Annotated in this window: 14 protein-coding genes and 1 pseudogene; 2 read left to right on the top strand and 13 right to left on the bottom strand. The window is 56.8% G+C overall.

Annotated features, from left to right (window positions below):
* Window positions 1-229 precede the first annotated feature (229 nt).
* The 3 genes and pseudogenes from AC1DXN_RS26535 to AC1DXN_RS26525 form a co-directional block, all read right to left on the bottom strand.
* Window positions 230-1,412: pseudogene (locus tag AC1DXN_RS26535) on the bottom strand (M20 metallopeptidase family protein).
* 49 nt (window positions 1,413-1,461) lie between these two features.
* On the bottom strand, window positions 1,462-2,010 hold the full coding sequence (locus AC1DXN_RS26530; RefSeq protein WP_477276652.1) for a carboxymuconolactone decarboxylase family protein: 549 nt from the start codon (window positions 2,008-2,010) through the stop codon (window positions 1,462-1,464).
* 10 nt (window positions 2,011-2,020) lie between these two features.
* Entirely contained in the window at window positions 2,021-3,346 is a 1,326-nt protein-coding gene (locus AC1DXN_RS26525; protein WP_477276654.1) for an aspartate aminotransferase family protein, read from the bottom strand.
* Between the two features lie 231 nt (window positions 3,347-3,577).
* Between AC1DXN_RS26525 and AC1DXN_RS26520 the strand changes: the two genes are divergently transcribed.
* Window positions 3,578-4,462 carry a MurR/RpiR family transcriptional regulator gene (locus tag AC1DXN_RS26520; protein ID WP_477276656.1) on the top strand — a complete coding sequence of 295 codons (885 nt, stop codon included), beginning with the start codon at window positions 3,578-3,580 and terminating at the stop codon, window positions 4,460-4,462.
* A 226-nt stretch (window positions 4,463-4,688) separates the two neighbouring features.
* On the opposite strand, the gene menC is transcribed toward AC1DXN_RS26520, so the two are convergent.
* The 10 genes from menC to pdxR all read right to left on the bottom strand — a co-directional run bounded on the left by menC (window position 4,689) and on the right by pdxR (window position 16,832).
* A complete protein-coding gene (menC, locus tag AC1DXN_RS26515; protein ID WP_477276658.1) occupies window positions 4,689-5,822 on the bottom strand; it encodes an o-succinylbenzoate synthase in 1,134 nt (377 codons plus the stop codon).
* A gap of 271 nt (window positions 5,823-6,093) precedes the next feature.
* The gene (locus tag AC1DXN_RS26510) at window positions 6,094-7,485 is read right to left on the bottom strand and encodes a CapA family protein (protein ID WP_477276660.1); all 1,392 of its coding nucleotides are present in this window, start codon (window positions 7,483-7,485) and stop codon (window positions 6,094-6,096) included.
* A 71-nt stretch (window positions 7,486-7,556) separates the two neighbouring features.
* Window positions 7,557-8,582, bottom strand: a complete 1,026-nt coding sequence (locus AC1DXN_RS26505; protein ID WP_477276662.1) for an ABC transporter ATP-binding protein — start codon at window positions 8,580-8,582, stop codon at window positions 7,557-7,559.
* A complete protein-coding gene (locus AC1DXN_RS26500) occupies window positions 8,579-9,586 on the bottom strand; it encodes an ABC transporter ATP-binding protein (RefSeq protein ID WP_477276664.1) in 1,008 nt (335 codons plus the stop codon). Before AC1DXN_RS26500 ends, AC1DXN_RS26505 begins: the two co-directional genes overlap by 4 nt.
* A gap of 1 nt (window position 9,587) precedes the next feature.
* On the bottom strand, window positions 9,588-10,460 hold the full coding sequence (locus AC1DXN_RS26495) for an ABC transporter permease (protein WP_477276665.1): 873 nt from the start codon (window positions 10,458-10,460) through the stop codon (window positions 9,588-9,590).
* 1 nt (window position 10,461) lies between these two features.
* On the bottom strand, window positions 10,462-11,403 hold the full coding sequence (locus tag AC1DXN_RS26490) for an ABC transporter permease (protein ID WP_477276666.1): 942 nt from the start codon (window positions 11,401-11,403) through the stop codon (window positions 10,462-10,464).
* Between the two features lie 4 nt (window positions 11,404-11,407).
* Window positions 11,408-13,015: an ABC transporter substrate-binding protein gene (locus tag AC1DXN_RS26485; protein WP_477276668.1), complete on the bottom strand. Its 1,608-nt coding sequence runs from the start codon at window positions 13,013-13,015 to the stop codon at window positions 11,408-11,410.
* 617 nt (window positions 13,016-13,632) lie between these two features.
* Window positions 13,633-14,583, bottom strand: coding sequence for a PDR/VanB family oxidoreductase (locus tag AC1DXN_RS26480; protein WP_477276670.1), 951 nt, complete (start codon window positions 14,581-14,583; stop codon window positions 13,633-13,635).
* A gap of 6 nt (window positions 14,584-14,589) precedes the next feature.
* Window positions 14,590-15,081, bottom strand: a complete 492-nt coding sequence (locus tag AC1DXN_RS26475; RefSeq protein ID WP_477276672.1) for an MOSC domain-containing protein — start codon at window positions 15,079-15,081, stop codon at window positions 14,590-14,592.
* 215 nt (window positions 15,082-15,296) lie between these two features.
* Window positions 15,297-16,832 (bottom strand): MocR-like pyridoxine biosynthesis transcription factor PdxR, encoded by a 1,536-nt coding sequence (pdxR, locus tag AC1DXN_RS26470; protein WP_477421733.1) that lies wholly within the window; start codon window positions 16,830-16,832, stop codon window positions 15,297-15,299.
* Between the two features lie 72 nt (window positions 16,833-16,904).
* Between pdxR and AC1DXN_RS26465 the strand changes: the two genes are divergently transcribed.
* Window positions 16,905-18,140 (top strand): trans-sulfuration enzyme family protein, encoded by a 1,236-nt coding sequence (locus AC1DXN_RS26465; protein WP_477276674.1) that lies wholly within the window; start codon window positions 16,905-16,907, stop codon window positions 18,138-18,140.
* Window positions 18,141-18,175: the final 35 nt, after the last annotated feature.

The following is an 18,175-nucleotide window of genomic DNA, read 5'->3' as shown; positions in this document are numbered from 1 at the left end:
CCACTTCCTCCAGCTTCATTGGCTCATGACAGGGTACCGCGTGCTGCGGATCGGTCGATGGCTCCCCATTGCGTAGCGCGTATCAGTTTCCCAAGACGAGTTTCGCGTATTCGTCCAATTTCTGTACTGAAGGCGGTATCCCTGCCTTCAGCGGCCGCGTGGTCGACAAGCTTCTCGAAGCGCACAAGCACCCCGCGTTAGCGGAAAATGCGTGAAGAGGCAGCGCAAGTTAATCGAGCAAGAGCTGCAAACAATACCGAACAGCAAGCTCCGTAGTTGGAATGAGAGCATTATCAGAAACTCCGAAGGTGGGGGTGTGCACCCCAGCCTCATTGCCTGGCTCTCGGCTGCCAAACCAGAAATAGATCGATGGCACACAAGCTGAGTAGTAGCCGAAATCATCGCTGCCCGAGGTCGGGGGCCTTTGAACATACTTGTCTACGCCCTCARGTTGAATGACAAGCTTCCGAAACCGTTCAACCATCGCCGGATCGTTGAATACAAGCGGGTCACCAGATTGAGAGGTGAAACTCGCCTTGCCTCGATGCATGGCGGCGACACCCTCTGCCACCTCACAAACCCGTTGCACCAGCAACTGACGTCGTTCCAGACTACTTGTTCAGATTGTTCCCGTTATGACTACGGAAGGGCAGATTATATTCGGCGCCTCCCCCCCTCTAATTGTGCCGATGGTAACGACAGCGCCGTCGTCAACCGGCATTTCGCGGGAGACAACCTTCTGGACCTCGTTGATGAAGGCGCCTGCCTTAGATATGGCATCGACACCGAAATTTGCAGTCGAACTGATTGGAACTATGGCGCATGGCGCAAAGCCGCATCTGCCGTAGGATCCAACTGGAATCTCCGTATTGACATGAAGCCCGACCGCCGCATCAAATCCTTCGAGCAGTTTTTCCTCCACGACCGTACGGCCACCAAGGGGTTCGGGCTTCTTCTGCTGGTTGTGCACGTGCGGGGGCTGTTACAAAATCGGCCGATCAAAAAAACACGCGCACTTTGCCCGAAAACGCCTGCCGCAGGCGATGGAAAGCAAGAGCGGTGCCCAAAGCGATCGAAGCGTGCAGATCATGGCCGCACGCATGCATCACCCCCGGTACCTGCGATCTGTACGTCAAATCATTTCGATCTTCTTGTGGCAAGGCGTCGATGTCTCCTCGTAGCGCAATTGAACGGTTTGGCCCGGGGGAGAGCCCAACAATATCAACGTACACGCCGGTCCCATGAAACGTTTTCGAGTCGGTCGGGCCGAATTTCTCCAGAGTTTCCATAATCCTCTTTTGCGTTTTCCATTCGTGGTTCGAGAGTTCTGGCTCGCGATGCATCGCATGACGCATCTCGCAGACCGCTTCGCGTTCTAGTTCTGCAAGGACGCCGTTGGTGGGAGCGTTCATGGTAACCTCGTCGCTACTTAGGTGGGCGGTCACGCTTTTTGCGGCCCTATTAAGTGTCCTCTAGGGCAATTTCGGCCGAAACTGCTTCGTCTAAGGGGGTGCCATAGGTGTTCAATATGAATCCCAGCACCGAATAGAAGCCGACCGTCGCCATGAGGTCGAAGACAGCCTGGATTCCCATGGATTCGCAAAGTGCGCTTTCAATATTCGGAGGTAGCCGCGCACCGTCAAATAGTGCATCGACAGCTAGGGCAATCATCCCGTCCTCACCGTCGGGCGAGCCTTGCATCGACCGGATGCGTGTGTTGGAAATTCCAAGCTTTCGAGCGCGGCTCACATGATGGGCCCACTCATAGGCTGAGCCCATCCGATGTGCAGCCCGCAAGATAACGAGTTCGGATCGCACCGGCCCCAGGGCGCTTTCTTTGACAATATGCTGGCGGAGTGGAGCCCACGCTTTCAGTAGTGCCGGATGGTGAGCCATGGTTCGATAGACGTTCAGCGCGCCTGCAAATCCAGCCTTCATATCCGCGATTTCGGTGGGCCAGTTTTGGTCGCTTATCGGCGCACAGCGACATGTCATGGGAAACTCTTGCATGACCGAACGCTCATTCCGCAACCGCGGCGTCGATAGCCGCAGCCAGTCGATCGATGATCATGTCGATCTGCTCAGGCTGAATGATATACGGAGGCGCGAGCAGGACATGGTCGCCATGGACCCCATCGACAGTGCCGCCCATCGGGTAGCACATCAGCCCTCGCCGCATCGCCTCCTTCTTTATCCTGGAATTGATTTTGCGAGCKGGATCAAAAGGCTGTTTCGTGTCCTTGTCTGTGACAATTTCTATCCCGCGAAAGAGGCCTCGACCACGAATGTCGCCGACGTAAGGACATTCGCCTAGCGCCGCATCAAGGCCAGCCTGTAAGCGCTCTCCCATCCTGACCACGTTTGCCATCATTTCTGGACGTCTCACGATCTCGACAACCTTGTTGGCAGCCGCAGCAGCGATCGGATGACCGATGTATGTATGCCCGTGCTGAAACAACCCCGACCCATCCGCGAACGCGCGGTAGATCGTCTCAGATAACATCACTGCGCCAATTGGTTGGTAGCCGCCGCCTAGACCCTTTGCGATCGTCATCAGGTCGGGAATAATGCCTTCTTGCTCCAAAGCAAACATCGTGCCGGTACGACCCATACCGCACATTACTTCGTCGAGTATGAGCAAGATGCCGTATTTGTTGCAGATTCGCCGGACCAATCTGAAATAGCCAGCCACGGCGGCAACGGCACCGAGGGTTGCGCCCACCACTGGCTCGGCCACGAAAGCCATGACTGTGTCCGCTCCGAGCTCAATGATTTTCGACTCCAACTCTGCAGCAAGACGCTCGGCATAAGACTCGGGCGTTTCGCCCGCCTGCATGTCGCGATATGCATAGCATGGCGAAACATGATGGGTTTCCGGCAAGATGGGCCTAAACTGTGCGCGGCGCCACGCATTGCCACCAGTTGCAAGGGCGCCGATTGTGTTGCCGTGGTAGCTTTGTCGCCGCGCAATAATATGACGACGCTGGGGCTGGCCAATTTCAACAAAATACTGGCGAGCCATCTTAAGTGCTGCTTCGACAGCTTCTGAACCGCCCGACACCAGATACGCATAGTCAAGACCCTTCGGCGCCAACTCGACAAGCTGTTCAGCAAGCTCTTCGGCCACATCCGTGGTGAAAAACGATGTATGAGCGTAACTTATCCCCGCCATCTGCGCCTTCATCGCGTCCAACACCTCAGGATGATTGTGGCCGAGGCAACTCACAGCGGCACCGCCCGAGCCATCTATATAGGCGCGGCCTTCGCTATCGGTGATGTAGATGCCTTCTCCTGCTACCGCTCTTGGAATTGTCGAACCTATGGCTCGATGGAGGAGTTTCGTCATCGTTGTCTCTCGGGATTGGGTTGGTCGACACGTTCGGGTCCGCCCCCCACTAATTCGCAGATTCAAAAACGACATGCAACATTTGTGTTATCATCGCCTATTATGACACATCTGTTTTGCCGAACACAGCGTACGGGCTGAGCAAAAACCGCCGCCCATTCGGCATATTGTTGACTTTCGCACCCATCAACGGGATGGTTCGGATGACTTACTTCATCGAGAACGAAGCAAATGTTGCAAAAGGGACCGCTCCACAATTTGATTGTCGAGCGATTTGACGAGATGTCGATACAGTTGCAGCAGGCTGCCCGGCACATTCTTGAACATCCTCAGGAAGTAGCACTGGTGTCGATGCGTGAGCTCGCCCGCAATGCAGACGTGCAACCTTCCACGATGACGCGCTTGGCTAAATTTCTAGGTTTTTCCGGCTATGGCGATTTTCGCGGCCAACATGCGGATATAATTCGGGCAGGCACAGACGGTTTTGCGGCTCAGGCCTTGCAGCGGGACGGCGGCTTCACCGATGGGGAAGAACTGGCGCAACGGATGCTTCAGACTCTGTCCGCTCAAATAGCACGCCTAAGCGAACCCGGCACCCTCTCTCGGCTCAGCAAAATGGCCGATCACCTCAGCAGAGCTCGAAAGATTTTTGTTCTCGGTTTACGCTCTTGCCATTCGGTCGCCTGGCATTTCCATTACGTCATGACTCTGCTTGGCGAAAAAACCATTCATCTCGATGCTCCCGCCGGCACGAGCGGAGATGCACTTATGCGCGCCACCTCGGAAGATGTTTTGCTGGCTGTTTCGATAAGCCCCTATTCACTGCATACTCTTGAACTTACCGAGGTCGCCCGCGAAAGACGAATGGGAATACTCGCAATTACAGACAGCGAAGTCTCACCTTTGGTAGCGATCGCCCAACACGTTGTCTTCTTCCCGACGGAGAGCCATACATTTTTCCATACGCTCACACCAGCCTTGGCCATTTCGGAAGTTCTTTGTGGTTTGCTGGCAAGCAAAGACCGCACGGCCGGCCTCGATCAACTTAGACGCGCCGACAGCCATTTATCCGCGATGAACACATACGCATCGGTAATTCCGCGAAGGAAAATTTGATTGTTGGCTAAGGAATGCATCCAACGTGAGTGCCGATGATGCCAGGTTCGCAATTGAAACAGCTCACGCGCCGTATCCTCCGGTGCAAGCTATTACGATCGGGTCAGTCAACCCTCGGAACACACGAGAAATAAGTTCGGCGACAACCGCGCCATCTCGCGCTTACACCAAACTTGTAGGTCCTGAGCCTAGACGAGCGCGATAGGGCCGCAGCAAATGTGCGCGCTCAGGCTCTGATCGCTTCGACCGAAGTGGAGATAGAGTCGAGGAAATCCCAATCCACCGTTACGCCAATTCCTGCGCCGTTCGCCGGGATGGGCATCAGGCCGTCGGAAGTTTCAAGCCGTTCGACGATAACGTCACGCTTGAAGTATCGTGACGATGACGAAGTGTCCCCGGGCCGTGAGAACTGCTCGAGCGTGCAGAGATGAATGTTATGAGCGCGGCCGATCCCGGTTTCGGTCATGCCTCCGCACCAGACCGGCACGTCATAGGCGAGGCACAAATCATGTATTTGCTTGGCTACGGTGTGGCCGCCTACACGGCCAACCTTAATGTTGATGATCCGTCCGGCATCTGACTGAAGTGCTTTCCGGCAATCAGCCAACGTCCGTATAGACTCATCCAGGCAAATTGGCGTGCTCAACATGGATTGCAAGCGCACATGATCGTGCAAATCGTTCCATGCCAACGGCTGCTCGATATAGTCAAGCCCATAACTGTCCAGCTTCCGCAACAGAGATGAATCAGCGAGCGTATAGCAGCAATTCGCATCTACAGTCAGATGGATGTGAGGGAATTTGGCGCGCACCGCATCCAAAAGCTCCAAGTCGTGGCCGGTATTTATCTTCAGTTTGATCCGTCGGTAGCCCTGCTGCACGTGGAGAGCCACTTCCTCCATGGTCTCAGAGATTTCTCTGATCCCTAGAGATACACCAACCTCTATTTGGGAGCGCGTACCGCCGAGAACCTGCCATAGCGGCAGACCCTGCACTTTGGCCCATAGATCCCAATATGCCATCTCGACCGTCGCCTTTGCCATCTGGTGATCGCGCCAAGGGCGGAACAGTCGCTCTATCTCTTGCGGGTTCGCAATGTGCTTACCCACGACAGCCGGCAATAATACGTCGCGCATCATCATCATCGATGAGACGATTGTTTCGGGCAGGTAATCAGGCAGAACGTCTGCTACGCCCTCTGCGTAACCCTCACATCCACCGCCCCGAAGTACAACAATGGGCGCGACCCTCGTTGTCATTGTTCCAGACGAGATGGTGAAAGGTTTTAGCAATGGAAGTTCGATCAGCCGCAGTTCGGCGGACTCGATTACCAATGGCCTTTTCAGCTCATGATTTAGCATTGTATGCTCTTTCCTCACCACCATATCTTCCGAACTGGCAGTCCTCGTTCTCTTGTGAAGGCTGGCTGCTGTGATTTCGTGCCAGGTGTTTTATCTATGGAAGCCTTCTGAATGCGCTAAGAGCGGTGTCGTACTCATCATTGATCTGCGGTCGTTCTCGCGGTCGAACGAGACAGGCTAGTTCAGATCAACTACTCTTTGGGCTGGGTCGCGTGCCGAGATGAACATTGAACCGAGGCTTCAAGACATTTTCGCGCAGCTGAGCACGCCGCTAGCTACATTCTTTCCCACGCTGCAGGCAGATTACGCCGATGCCGTTATCGAAGGCAATCTGCGTCCCATAAGGTTCGGAGAGCTTCTGCAAGCGCTCTACGATCGTCTTGGACTTCGCCGCAGATGCAAGACGAGGAATTCCTCGGTTCGCGAACCTTTTGGAGTGACCCAGCTCAACGGGGTACAGAAGCAACTCGGCGAGTCTGTTTTCCTCGAAGCGGCTTACCGCTATGATGCTCTCATAGAATACAGGGTCGCTGAAACCGGGGGAAGTTTCGTACCCCGATGCCATTTCGGACACGGTCACGTCAGCATCTGTGGCGTCTACCAAGTCCTTGCCATAGACGTCGTACATATCGGCGCCCACAGGTGTCCGAAGATCGTCCATCATGAAGTTGCCCAGGCTGTAAAATATTGGCCGGCCCTTGTAGATTTCGATACCCCGCAGTCGGTGCGGTCCGTGCACGATGTAAGCATCAGCCCCTGCATCGACTGTCTGATGTGCGAATTCTCTTTCATAGTCCGCCGGTTCTTCACTCCAATTGCCTGGTTCATGCCCGTGATTTGTAAAGACGCAGAAGTCAGAAAACTGCTTGCCGCGGCGAATGTTTCGGAGGATATTCGCGACGTCCTTGGGGTTGGGCTCATACGAATATCCGGGCCGCTCGCCGGCTCTGAAGGTGACATTCGCAACCTTTACTTTCTCTGATTGTGCACCGGACCGCCCAAAGTTAGGCAGTGAGTCTCGTACCATCCGCAGGCTGTCGAGCATTTTGGGCTCCACAACGATACTCCTCTCCAACCGCAGAGTGTTGATCCCAGGTCTACCCGGAGCTTCACCCGCTGCATCGCAGGCACGCGACATAGGCGTAAACGTGGACGCGGACGATACCAATCCCACGCGTCCTTTAGGTGTTTCTACAAAACGTGCAGCACCAGCCTGTGACAGCGTCTCGCCAACACCAGCATAGACGATACCATTCTCGTCGAGCACGCGGCACGTGAGGCGCATGCCCTCCACACCCCAGTCAAAAGCGTGATTGTTTGCGTAACTAACCAGATTGAACCCAATGTTCCTCAGATCTGGCCCCGTCTCGGGCAAGCTGATGTGATACGCTCCCCCGTACTCTGCTTGCGGGCTTCCTTGGAAAGTGCGGATGTCGAAGATGTTGGTTTCCAGGTTGCCGAAGGTGACATCCGCCGCTTTCAAGAGATCAACAATTTGCGCGAAACCGGGATGGGAGCCGTTTGTTAAACGCCGCGATACGATCAGGTCTCCAACTGCAACAATCGTAAAGCCGTTGGTGACATTGGTTTCCAAAGAACCGGTCTCATCGTAGCAATGAAATTGTTCCTGTTCGTTCCTGCCCATCTTTTCATCGTTGTTCATATATTCCCCAGACAGTTCGCATTTGAAAATAAAAGTTCGCGAACATTCAGACGCCTTGCACCCATTTCGTTTCAGTAACTGGCGACGAGAGGCCGGCTCGAAGAAATGTCAGAAACACTTCGAAGGACCGGAGCGCGTACATGACACGCGACAAGTCGGCCGTCTGGCATGGGATTTAACATCGGAACTTCGATTCGGCAGCGATCAACCGCGAGTGGACACCGAGGATGAAATGCACATCCAGTCGGTGGATTCACGGGGCTTGGAACTTCCCCTTCCAGGCGTGCTTCCAGACCGCGGTGAGTAGGGTCTGGCACCGGAGCGGCGGCGATCAATGCTTCGGTGTAGGGATGCACGGGATTGGCAAATAGATCTTCGCACCTGGCGAGTTCCACCATTCGTCCCAGATACATGACTGCCACCCTGTGGCCGATATGCTCGACGACGCCAAGGTCATGAGAGATAAAGACGAAAGCGATGCCCAGCTCTTGCTGGAGATCCATAAGCAGGTTCAGGATCTGCGCTTGGACGGAGACATCGAGAGCCGAAACCGCCTCGTCAGCGATGATAATTGCCGGTTTAAGGGACAACGCCCTCGCAATGCCGAGACGTTGGCGTTGCCCTCCCGATAGTTCCGAGGGAAGCCGGTGCATGATCTCCGGAGCAAGACCCACCTGTTGCAGAAGCGATGCTGCCAGCGCCTCCCGCTGCTTTCGGTTCAGGCGCTCAAAATTCTCAACTGGTTCAGTGATGATCTGGCCCGCCGAGAGCCGCGGGTTTAGCGAAGAATAGGGATCCTGGAAGACCATCTGCATTCGACGGCGTTGATTTCGGAGCTCGTGTTTCTTCAGGCTTGCAATATCTACGCCTTCAAGCAGCACGCGGCCCTCGGTTGGGTCAATAAGGCGCATCAGGAGCCGCGCAATGGTCGACTTGCCACAGCCCGATTCCCCTACAATGCAGAGGGTCTCGCCTGCCTCGACGGAAAATGACACGTCCTGGACCGCCCTGATTACCGGGACGTCTCTCTTCGAAAATCCGCCACCCAGCGGATAGTGCTTAATCAAGTTCTCGACTTTAAGCAGTGGACCGTTCATACGCTCAGCACCTTCTCGACATGCCAGCAGGCTGCCGCGTGCCCCGGCCCGTGGTCTTCCAGGACTGGCGTTTTCTCCCTGCAAATATCGGTCGCATACGAACAGCGCGGGGCAAAGCTGCATCCGATGATAGGTGCGCGCAGGCTCGGCACGATCCCTGGAATTTCCGGCAGACGACGTTCCTTTCCGCGGCGCCTGTCGGGAACAGAGCGCATAAGTGCCTTAGTGTACGGATGCATGGGTCGCGCAAAGAGGCCGACGACAGTCGCCTGCTCAACAATCTTCCCGGCGTACATCACGATGACGCGCTGACATGTCTCGGCGACCACGCCGAGATCGTGAGTGATAAACATCACCGAGGTGCCCGTTCGCTCTTTGAGGTCGACAATCAATCTGAGGATTTGCGCCTGAATAGTCACGTCCAGGGCCGTAGTCGGCTCGTCGGCAATCAACAGCTCCGGTGAACAGGCAAGCGCCATGGCAATCATTGCGCGTTGGCGCATGCCGCCCGACATTTCATGCGGATAGTTCTTCAGCCGCCGGTCGGGGTCCGCGATACGCACCAGACGCAGCATCTCCTCTGCCTTTGCCATTGCTGCGGAACGCGAGGCCCGGGTGTGAATTTCAACAGCTTCAGCGATCTGTCGCCCGACGGTGTGAACCGGGCTTAGGCTGGTCATCGGGTCCTGGAATATCATGGCAATCTTATTGCCGCGAATTTTTCGCATTTCGTGATCTGAAAGCTTGAGCAAGTCTTGTCCGTGGAACCGAACCTCTCCGCCAACCGTCCGGGCAGTTAGCTTTGGCAGGAGGCGGAGAATGGACAGAGAAGTGACGCTTTTTCCGCATCCCGATTCGCCAACCACACCGAGCGTTTCGCCTTTTCTGACCTGAAAGCTCACCCCGCCGACGGCGCGGGTGATGCTATCTTCACCAAAGAAGTGAGTTTCAAGATCGCGAACGTCGAGAAGAACATCGTTGTCAACACTATTCAACGTCTTCATATCAATGCCTCCGCTTCGCGCGCGGATCGAAAAGGTCGCGTAAGCCGTCCCCGAATAGATTGACAGCCAGCACTGTAAGAGCAAGGCAAATGCCAGGGGCAAAGAGCGTCAGCGGAGCGATGGAAAGATAGAGGCGCGAGCTGGAAATCATATTTCCCCAACTTGGAATCTCTGGCGGCACGCCAATGCCCAAAAAGCTCAAGCCGGCTTCGGTCAAGATCGCATTTCCGCAGACAATCGCACTTTGAACCATCAGCGGCGGAAGAGTGCTCGGAAGAACGTGGCGCCACAAGATCTTCGGAAGACGAGCGCCACCGCAAACAGCTGCCTCGACGTATGGTCGCTCCCGAACGCTTAGGACAATCGAGCGAACAAGTCTGGTCACACCCGGTATTTCGGGAATAGCGATAGCCAGGACCAGAATTCCGATGCCAGATCCGGTTAACGAAATTAGCGCGATGGCCAAGAGTATCGTCGGAATCGACATCAAGGCGTCCATGAATCGCATCACTATATTGTCGAATGCGCGGATGTAACCAGCCACGATGCCGACCATGAGCCCTGCCAAGGCTGCTGCTAGCGCTGACGCCAGCCCGACCAGGAGCGATATACGCGCGCCGTAAATGGTCCGGACTAAAACATCACGGCCCAGATTATCGGCACCCAGCCAATGATCACCAGAGGGAGGCTTTAAGCGAGCGAATGGATCCATTCTTCCCGGATCCCCCGCATAGAATGGAGCAAGAAGTGCAAGAACAATCAGGAGAACGAGGAGACCACCGCCGGTCAGGACCAGCCGGTGGCGCCGGGCAAGAACTGAGATCCGAAAACGATCCTGCGAGCCAGATTGTGTCGGTGATGTTGAGATGACCATATCAGTACCGAATACGCGGATCGATCAGCGTGTAAGCAAGATCGACCATGAGATTGATCAGGACATAAAGGCCCGAGACGATAATCAGTACGCTTTGAATTATGGGGTAGTCGCGCCCGTTAATGGCATCTACGACCAGGCGACCGATGCCCGGTATGTTGAACACGGTTTCCGTAAGGACGACGCCGCCGACAAGTCCCGCGAAACTTAGTCCAACCGCAGTAAGGATCGGGACGCCAGCATTTTTCAAAGCATGATGGAACAGCATGGCATAGGACGACGCACCTTTGGCTGCGGCCGTCCTCATATAATCTTCTGACAGAACTTCAAGCATGCTCGCCCTGGTTATCCGGGCAATAAAAGCAATGTACGCCAGACTTAAAGTCAGTGTTGGAAGGATTAAATGCACGAGCCAAGGTGTCATACCCTGACCTATCGGCTTGTATCCCTGAACAGGCAGCCAATGTGTCTGGATCGCAAAGACGTAGACCAGGAAATAGCCGATGACAAATACAGGGACAGAAAATCCGATAGCTGAGAAACCGATCAGAAAGCGGTCTGCCACCCCCCCTGCCCGCCATGCGGCAAGGACCCCGAAGGAGATCCCGACAATTACTGAGAGGAATACCGTCAAGAGTGACAGCGAGATGGTAGGCTGCAAGCGTTGAGCAATCAACTCGCTGACGGGACGGCCAGAAAATATTGAGGTTCCGAGATTGCCGCTAACAATTTCCTGAACCCAACGGATGAACTGGGCCGCCAAAGGATCATTCAAACCCATCTGATCCCGGATTCCGGCGACGACTGCTTCCGTCGCTGTTGGACCGGCGATTATGACGGCAGGGTCGCCTGGCGCAAATCTAACAAGAAGGAAAATAAACGCTCCGACCATCGCCATGACGGCGATGGCCGAGATCATCCTGCGGATGATGTAGAACGCCATGGACTCACGCCTTTTCCATGTTCCACAACGCGACACGGTTGATAGGCATGCCGACAATGCCGGTGAGTTCCTTGCGCCGGGCGACCGGCCTCAGTTCTTGGCCAAGCCTGATATCGCCGACGAAATCCCACCAGATTTTCTGCATTTGTCGGGCTAACGCCTTGCGCTCCTCTAGAGTTTCGACGTCTGGCCACTTGGCTCGGAGTGCCTCGTACTCCTCGTTCTTCGGCCAGCCATACCAAGCCTTTTCGCCACCTGCATTCATGAAGATCTGCGATGTCGGATCGCTCATGAGAAAGTCGGTATCGGTGGTCATAAACATGCTCCAACCGCCGCTTTCAACAGGTCCTTTGTTCGTTCGGCGCTTAGAAAGCCCGCCCCAATCGCTGGCAGCGAGTTCAACATTCATCCCGATTTTTCGGAGGGAGTCTGCGAGAAGTTGCGAGGCATCTCTGTGTGCAGGCTGGGTGGAGTCTTGAAGAATTACGACCTTCTCGCCCGCATATCCCGCCTCTTTGAGAAGTTTCGCGGCTTTGTCAGCGTCACCCCCCTTCTTGAACCAGCCGGTATTTTCATCATTCGAGTAGTGCGTGCTGTTGCCAAAGATCGATGTCACTGTATGACCGTACTGCGCATCGGGAGCGATTACGCGCAAGAACGCTTCTTGATCGAGCAAGTGGAGCACCGCCTGGCGCGCTTTCACGTTGTTGAACGGCGGTTGAAGGAAATTCATTCGCAGGCACCAGTCCTGGCCGGATGCATTCAACACCTGGAGCTCCAGGTTCGAGTCGCTTCCAATAACTGGAAACAGATCTGCGCTTGGCCGTTCGATGAAATCAATTTCGCCCGCCTGCAGAGCTCCCACGGCGGTCTGCGGATCTGAGATTTGATCCCAAACGACTCGATCTACCTTCGGAATTTTCCCGCCCGCATATCCGTCCTGCTGTTGTTTCCGCGGTACGTAAGCTTCGTTGCGATCATAGGCGAAACTAGCGCCTGGACGAGCGAGTTCCTGGTTGAATTTGAACGGTCCTGAGCCGATATTTGCGGTCACCTGCTCAGTGGCAGCAAGCTTTGCATCTTTCTCACGCATTACAGCCAGGTAATAGCCGCTGGATGCGCCGAGGATGTCTATCAATATTGGCAGTGGATCCTTGAGAACGATCGCAAACGTTTTGTCATCCTTCTTCAAAATGTCTTGCGCCCGCGAGATGATGAGTTGTCCGCCGGCGTCGACTTGGGCCCATCTTCGAACAGAAGCCACACAGTCTCCCGCCGTAACCGGTGTGCCATCATGCCATTCGAGGCCCTCTCTCAGTTGAAACGTATAGGTTTTTTTGTCCTCAGATAGGGTCCATTTCTCCACCATTTGAGGCTGCGCCTTAAGCTGCGAGTCCAAAGCGAACAACGTATCGTAAATGGCCATAGCATGGCTGGCTGTGACGTCACTGGAGGTGAAGATTGGATCGAAAGCGGTAAGCGCGTCGCCCATGACCATACGGACAGTTTTCGCGTCGGCTGAAGTTGCCTGCGCGCGGAGGATGGACGGCATAGAGAGCGATGCTCCGGCTGCCATGGCCAATTTCAGCGCACTGCGTCGAGATACAGTCATTGTTCATTCCCCTTTTCTAGTTAGAAGTCCTATACGCAACTTTGATTGCATCTTCAGGCAGACATCGAAGATGCAGCTCGAACGGACACCTTTCCTTCGGCAAAGCTAGCCGCCGCGTGCGCTTCTGCTTCACCGGGCTGCATTCAAGTCTCTTTTCCGAGACATGCAACGCTTGTCTCATATATTTTAAACTGAGACATTCGATTCGGATTTCGCAGATAGCTAGCCGCCGCTGAGCCTCATCGTTTTTTTGTGGGTGATCTTTTCTTTTACGAAGTGAAGGGCCATCGACGTCGGAATAAGCGCACGAAGCTATCTGCCTGTCTAATACGTTCTTACAAAACAATAAAAATAATTCCGAAATTCGATAATTAGTGGCACCAGAAACAAATCATGAGACGCGCCTCCCTTTGATGACGCGTTGAAGGCCGCTGTCGGCTGGCACTGCTTCTTCGGTGAAGGCCGCCGGTTTCGCCGCTTGAGCGTCGATGGCGGGCGCTGTGCAATTCCTACGCAGGACAGCCCCCTGACCTGATCGTTGAAGGCAGAAGGGTTCGGCTGGCTCTACGCTATTCGCTCATTTTCCGTACTGAAGCTGGACTGAAACCTCGTTGGCTTCAAAGGTCGAGCTTGAGCACACCCCGGGCGCGAGACACGCATGGGATAAACCGGCTGTCGCGAGCCTGGCTGGACAGGAAGGCATCGCGGTGGATCGGCTGACCTTCCAGCATTCCGCATTCGCAGGTCCCGCAAACGCCGTTCTCGCATGAAGCCATGAGCAGTACGCCCGCCCGCCGCAGTGCCGCGAGCGCGGTCGTGTCGGCCGCGACAGGGACCAATGCGCCGTCGCGCAATATGATCGTGAACGGTTCAGGTGGGGCATCGTCGTGCTCGAGCGGCTGAAAAGCCTCAAAATGCACCGTGCCTGCCGGCCAGTGGGCGCTTGCCCGGTCGACGGCAGCCATGAAACCAGGTGGCCCGCAATAGTAGAGCTGTGGGTCGGACGAAGGCGTCGACAGCAAGGTTTGAAGATCCTGCCGGGTTTCGGGCTCATCGTCGAAATGCAGCCGCACATTGGCTGGGTCGAGGGCGCTCCTAATTTCCGACAAGAGCGGCGTGAGCGCTCTGGCGCGCGTGAAGTAGTGCAGTTCGTAAGGTCTGCCCCGCCGCTCCAGCACCCGCGCCATTGCCAGGATCGGCGTGATCCCGATACCTCCCGCCAAAAGCAGGACCGGCGCGCGGCTTTCGCTGAGGGGGAAATGATTGCGCGGAGCGGAGACCGGCAGTGTCAATCCAGGGCAAACAGTCCGGTGGATCCAGCTTGATCCGCCGCGGCCTTCCTGCTCGAACTTCACTGCAATCGTGTAGCGGTTCAAATCGCTCGGGTCGCCGCAAAGCGAATACTGGCGCACCTTCCCGTCGGCCAAATGGACATCCACATGGGAGCCAGGTTCGAACGGCGGCAGCAACGGTTTGCGCGGGTGCTTCAAATCGATCACGAGGACTTCGCCGGGCTCCTTGCGGATGGCGGTTACGATCAACTTCATGATGATACGAGGCGCGGCCATGCAGGTTCACTCATCCATCGGAAGGATCGGATCGCCCGGGCGGATCACGCCGCCGATCTCGATTGCACAATTCAGACCGGAACGGTTCAACAGACCCTCGTAGAGGCCGGGAATGCCAAGCAGCTCTTCGATGTACTTGCAGGGAAAGTTCATCCGCGCGGCCCGCAGCACGGTCTCGCCAACGCGGAAACGCTTGCCGACGAGGTGGCCGAGCGGCACGCCCCGGGTGGTCAAGTTGCGCCGATGGTCTTCCGGCTCGAGCCTGGCTTTGAAGCCCGGGATCTTTGGCTCACCTGCGGCGATCGCGTCCAGGACTTCGACCTCGATCAGCGTCACCTCGCGAACGTCCGGTTTCGGGGAGTAGGTTCCCGTTCCCAGAAAATATCGATCTCCCAAGATGCCGCGACCAGGAACAAGCTGTGCCTGGGTCAACTCCTCCATCTCGTAGGAGGCTGCCGGCGCGACGTGGATGTGGAGCAGCGTTCCATTCCACGTCATGCTTAGCCCTCCAAGACCGCCATCGCAGCGCCCAGCTTCCGGCCGGATGCGAGGGTCTCATCGAGATGTGCGTTTGCCATCTTTGCTTCCACACTCCAGGGACAGCGTGCCGGCATCACGCTGTGCCCGGATGCTGGCCCGACAGACAGAGCCAGTTTTGCCGAGTCTTGCTATTCCAGTGGACGATATCGTGTTGGGCTCGGCGGCACCGCCGGTCAGGCGCTGTCGCTGTCCCTGCCGAGCTTGTTGCTCAACTGACGGGGCAAGCCCTTGCCTACCCGTTGGACAACGCCGGCGAGCAGCCGGACACCGTTCTCGATCTGCCGCAGGGTCAAGGCGGAATAACCCATCACCAACCCGATGCGGTCGCCACGGCGTTCGTCGGTTTCGTGAGCATAGAGCGGCGATATTGAATGGACGCCCACGCCGGCCCGTCGCGCCTCTTCAACCAAGACGTCTTCCAATGAGCTAGACAGATCCCTGAACCAGGCGACGACATGCAGCCCGGCGTCGGCGCCCTCGATGACGATGCGGTCGGCGAACGCGCGTCGAAGGGCGGCGAGCAAGGCTCCTCGTCGCTCGCCGTTCAGACGGCGAACGCGGCGCACATGGCTTTCGTAGCCGCCGCTTTCGATGAGCGAGGCCAACGCCTCCTGCTCTGCAACAGGGCAATGCCTGTCCAGCAGCTGCTTGGCCGTCGCGAAGACGTTTTGCAATTCCGGCGGAACCACCAGATAGCCGATGCGAAGCATCGGCGACAGCGTCTTGGAGATCGTGCCCAGATAGATGACGGAACTTCGGTCTTCCAGCTTGTGCAGAGGGGGAACCGGACGAATGTCGTAGCGGTACTCGCCATCGTAGTCGTCTTCGATCACATAGGCGTCGCTGCGCCGGGACCATTCGAGGAGCTGATACCGCCGCGAGATCGGCAGGACGCCGCCGAGCGGGAACTGATGCGACGGCGTCACATAGGCCAGCCGCGCCGTGACCCCCTCAAGCAGTTCCGTCTTCATGCCGTCGCTATCGACGGCGACAAAGACAGGCGTCGCCCCTGTACTGGCAAACACCTGGCGCGCCATTCTGTAGCACGGATCCTCGATGACGAAGTTGTCCGAACGATCAAGCAGCAAGCGCGCGCACATGTCGAGGCCCTGCTGCGAGCCGCTTACGACGAGGATCTGCTCGATCTCGCAGCTTAGCGTTCGAGCGCGCCACAGATATCCCTGCAGAGCCTGGCGCAGGCGGAGCGACCCGCGTGGATCGTCATAGGCCAGCCTTCCTGGTCGTTGTGACATCGCCGCGTTCATCGCGCGCTTCCAGGTCAGCGCCGGGAAATCAGACGGCGCAAGGTCGCCATAACGGAAATCGACCTTCAAACGGTTGGGCAGATAATCGGGCCATGGCGGGCTGCCACGCAGTCGCTCGCCATAGCTGGAAAGATGGACCGGGCCAGTCCGTTTTGGGGCCGCGCTGCTGGCCYGGCGACCGACCAGGGAAGCGGCAACGCGAGGCCGTGCGCCCTGATTGACATCGATGAAGCCTTCCGCGACCAACTGCTCGTAGGCGACGGTGACCGTCGTTCGCGAAACACCGAGGTCATTCGCAAGGCCGCGAGATGACGGCAGCTGGCTGCCGGTCTCGTAGACACCGCTCAAGATCTGCTCGCGAAGCGCTTCGTAGATCTGGCGCGCACCCAGACCCTGCGAGTGACCTGCTGACACGGCACGAGTAGACTGGACCATTTGTTTCATCGTCAACTGGACGTTACATCCAAGCCAGTTTGGCGGCAATGTTCTTGAAGCCAAAAGGATTTCAAAACACCGATGCCCCGCACCACAGACCAATCCGGAACCGGAGCGCCAGCACCGTCCCCTCGCGATGCCGATCTCGCATTCGCCACGCGAGCCATCCATCATGGCTATGATCCGGCCGGTTTTTCCAATGCCGTTCAGCCGCCGGTGTTTCTGACCTCGACCTACGGGTTCGAAAGTGTGGCCGCAAACGAGGCTGCGGCAGCGCTGGGCGGCAGACTTTACGCACGCGAATACAACCCGACGACCGACATTCTGGAAAGGCGGCTCGCCAATCTCGAAGGAGCCGAAGCCGGGCTGGTTGTTGCCTCGGGGATGGCGGCTTTCGGCACGCTGATCCTGTCGCTGCTGTCGCAAGGCGACGAGCTCATCGTCCACAAGACGCTTTATGCCAACACGCTCGCCATGGTCGAACAGGCGGTGCCGCGGTTTGGCATCAAGGTCGTCGCGGTCGATCTATCCGTACCAAGCGATCTCAAGGGCGCCATAACTGACAGGACCAGGCTTGTCTTCTTCGAGACGCCGGTCAACCCGCTGAGCCGCATCCTCGACATTGCGGCCATTGCTCAGCACGCCCATGCGCGCGGCGTGAAGGTCGCGGTCGACAGCACCTTTGCCTCGCCCGCGCTACAGCGTCCTCTGCAACACGGGGCCGACATCGTGATCCACTCGCTGACCAAGTATATCAATGGCCACGGAGATGCTCTGGGCGGGGCAATCCTTGGCGACGCGAAAACACTTCACACCCTGCACGAAACGGGCTTGCGCTATATTACCGGTGCAGCGCTCTCGCCGATGTCAGCGTTCCTGATCTTGCGCGGGCTGAAAACGCTCACCCTGCGGATGGACCGTCACAGCGCCTCTGCCCTTGCGGTCGCGCAGGCGCTCGAAGCGCACCCGGCCGTGGCCTGGGTGCGTTATCCGTTTCTCGACTCCCATCCCGATCGGAATATCGCGCGCAGACAGATGTCGCAGGGCTCGGGCATGTTGGCCTTCGGCCTCCACACTGGCTTCGATGGCGCTCGCCAGATGATGAACCGGCTCAAGCTGATCACTCGTGCAGTCAGCCTCGGCGACGCCGACAGCCTCATCTATCATCCTGCGAGCCTGACCCGCGCGCGCAAGGCAATCCGCAAGGATTCGCATCTGGCCGACGGTGTCGGCGAAGACCTGATGCGCCTGTCGGTGGGGCTCGAAGACGCCGCCGACCTGATTGCGGATCTGCGGCAGGGGCTGGACGCGGTCTGATGCCGAGCGCCGCAACCAATCAGACGATGGGAGCT

It is taken from the genome of Mesorhizobium sp. P2_H9, assembly GCF_056403215.1.
This window is presented reverse-complemented; position numbering and strand designations above follow the sequence as displayed.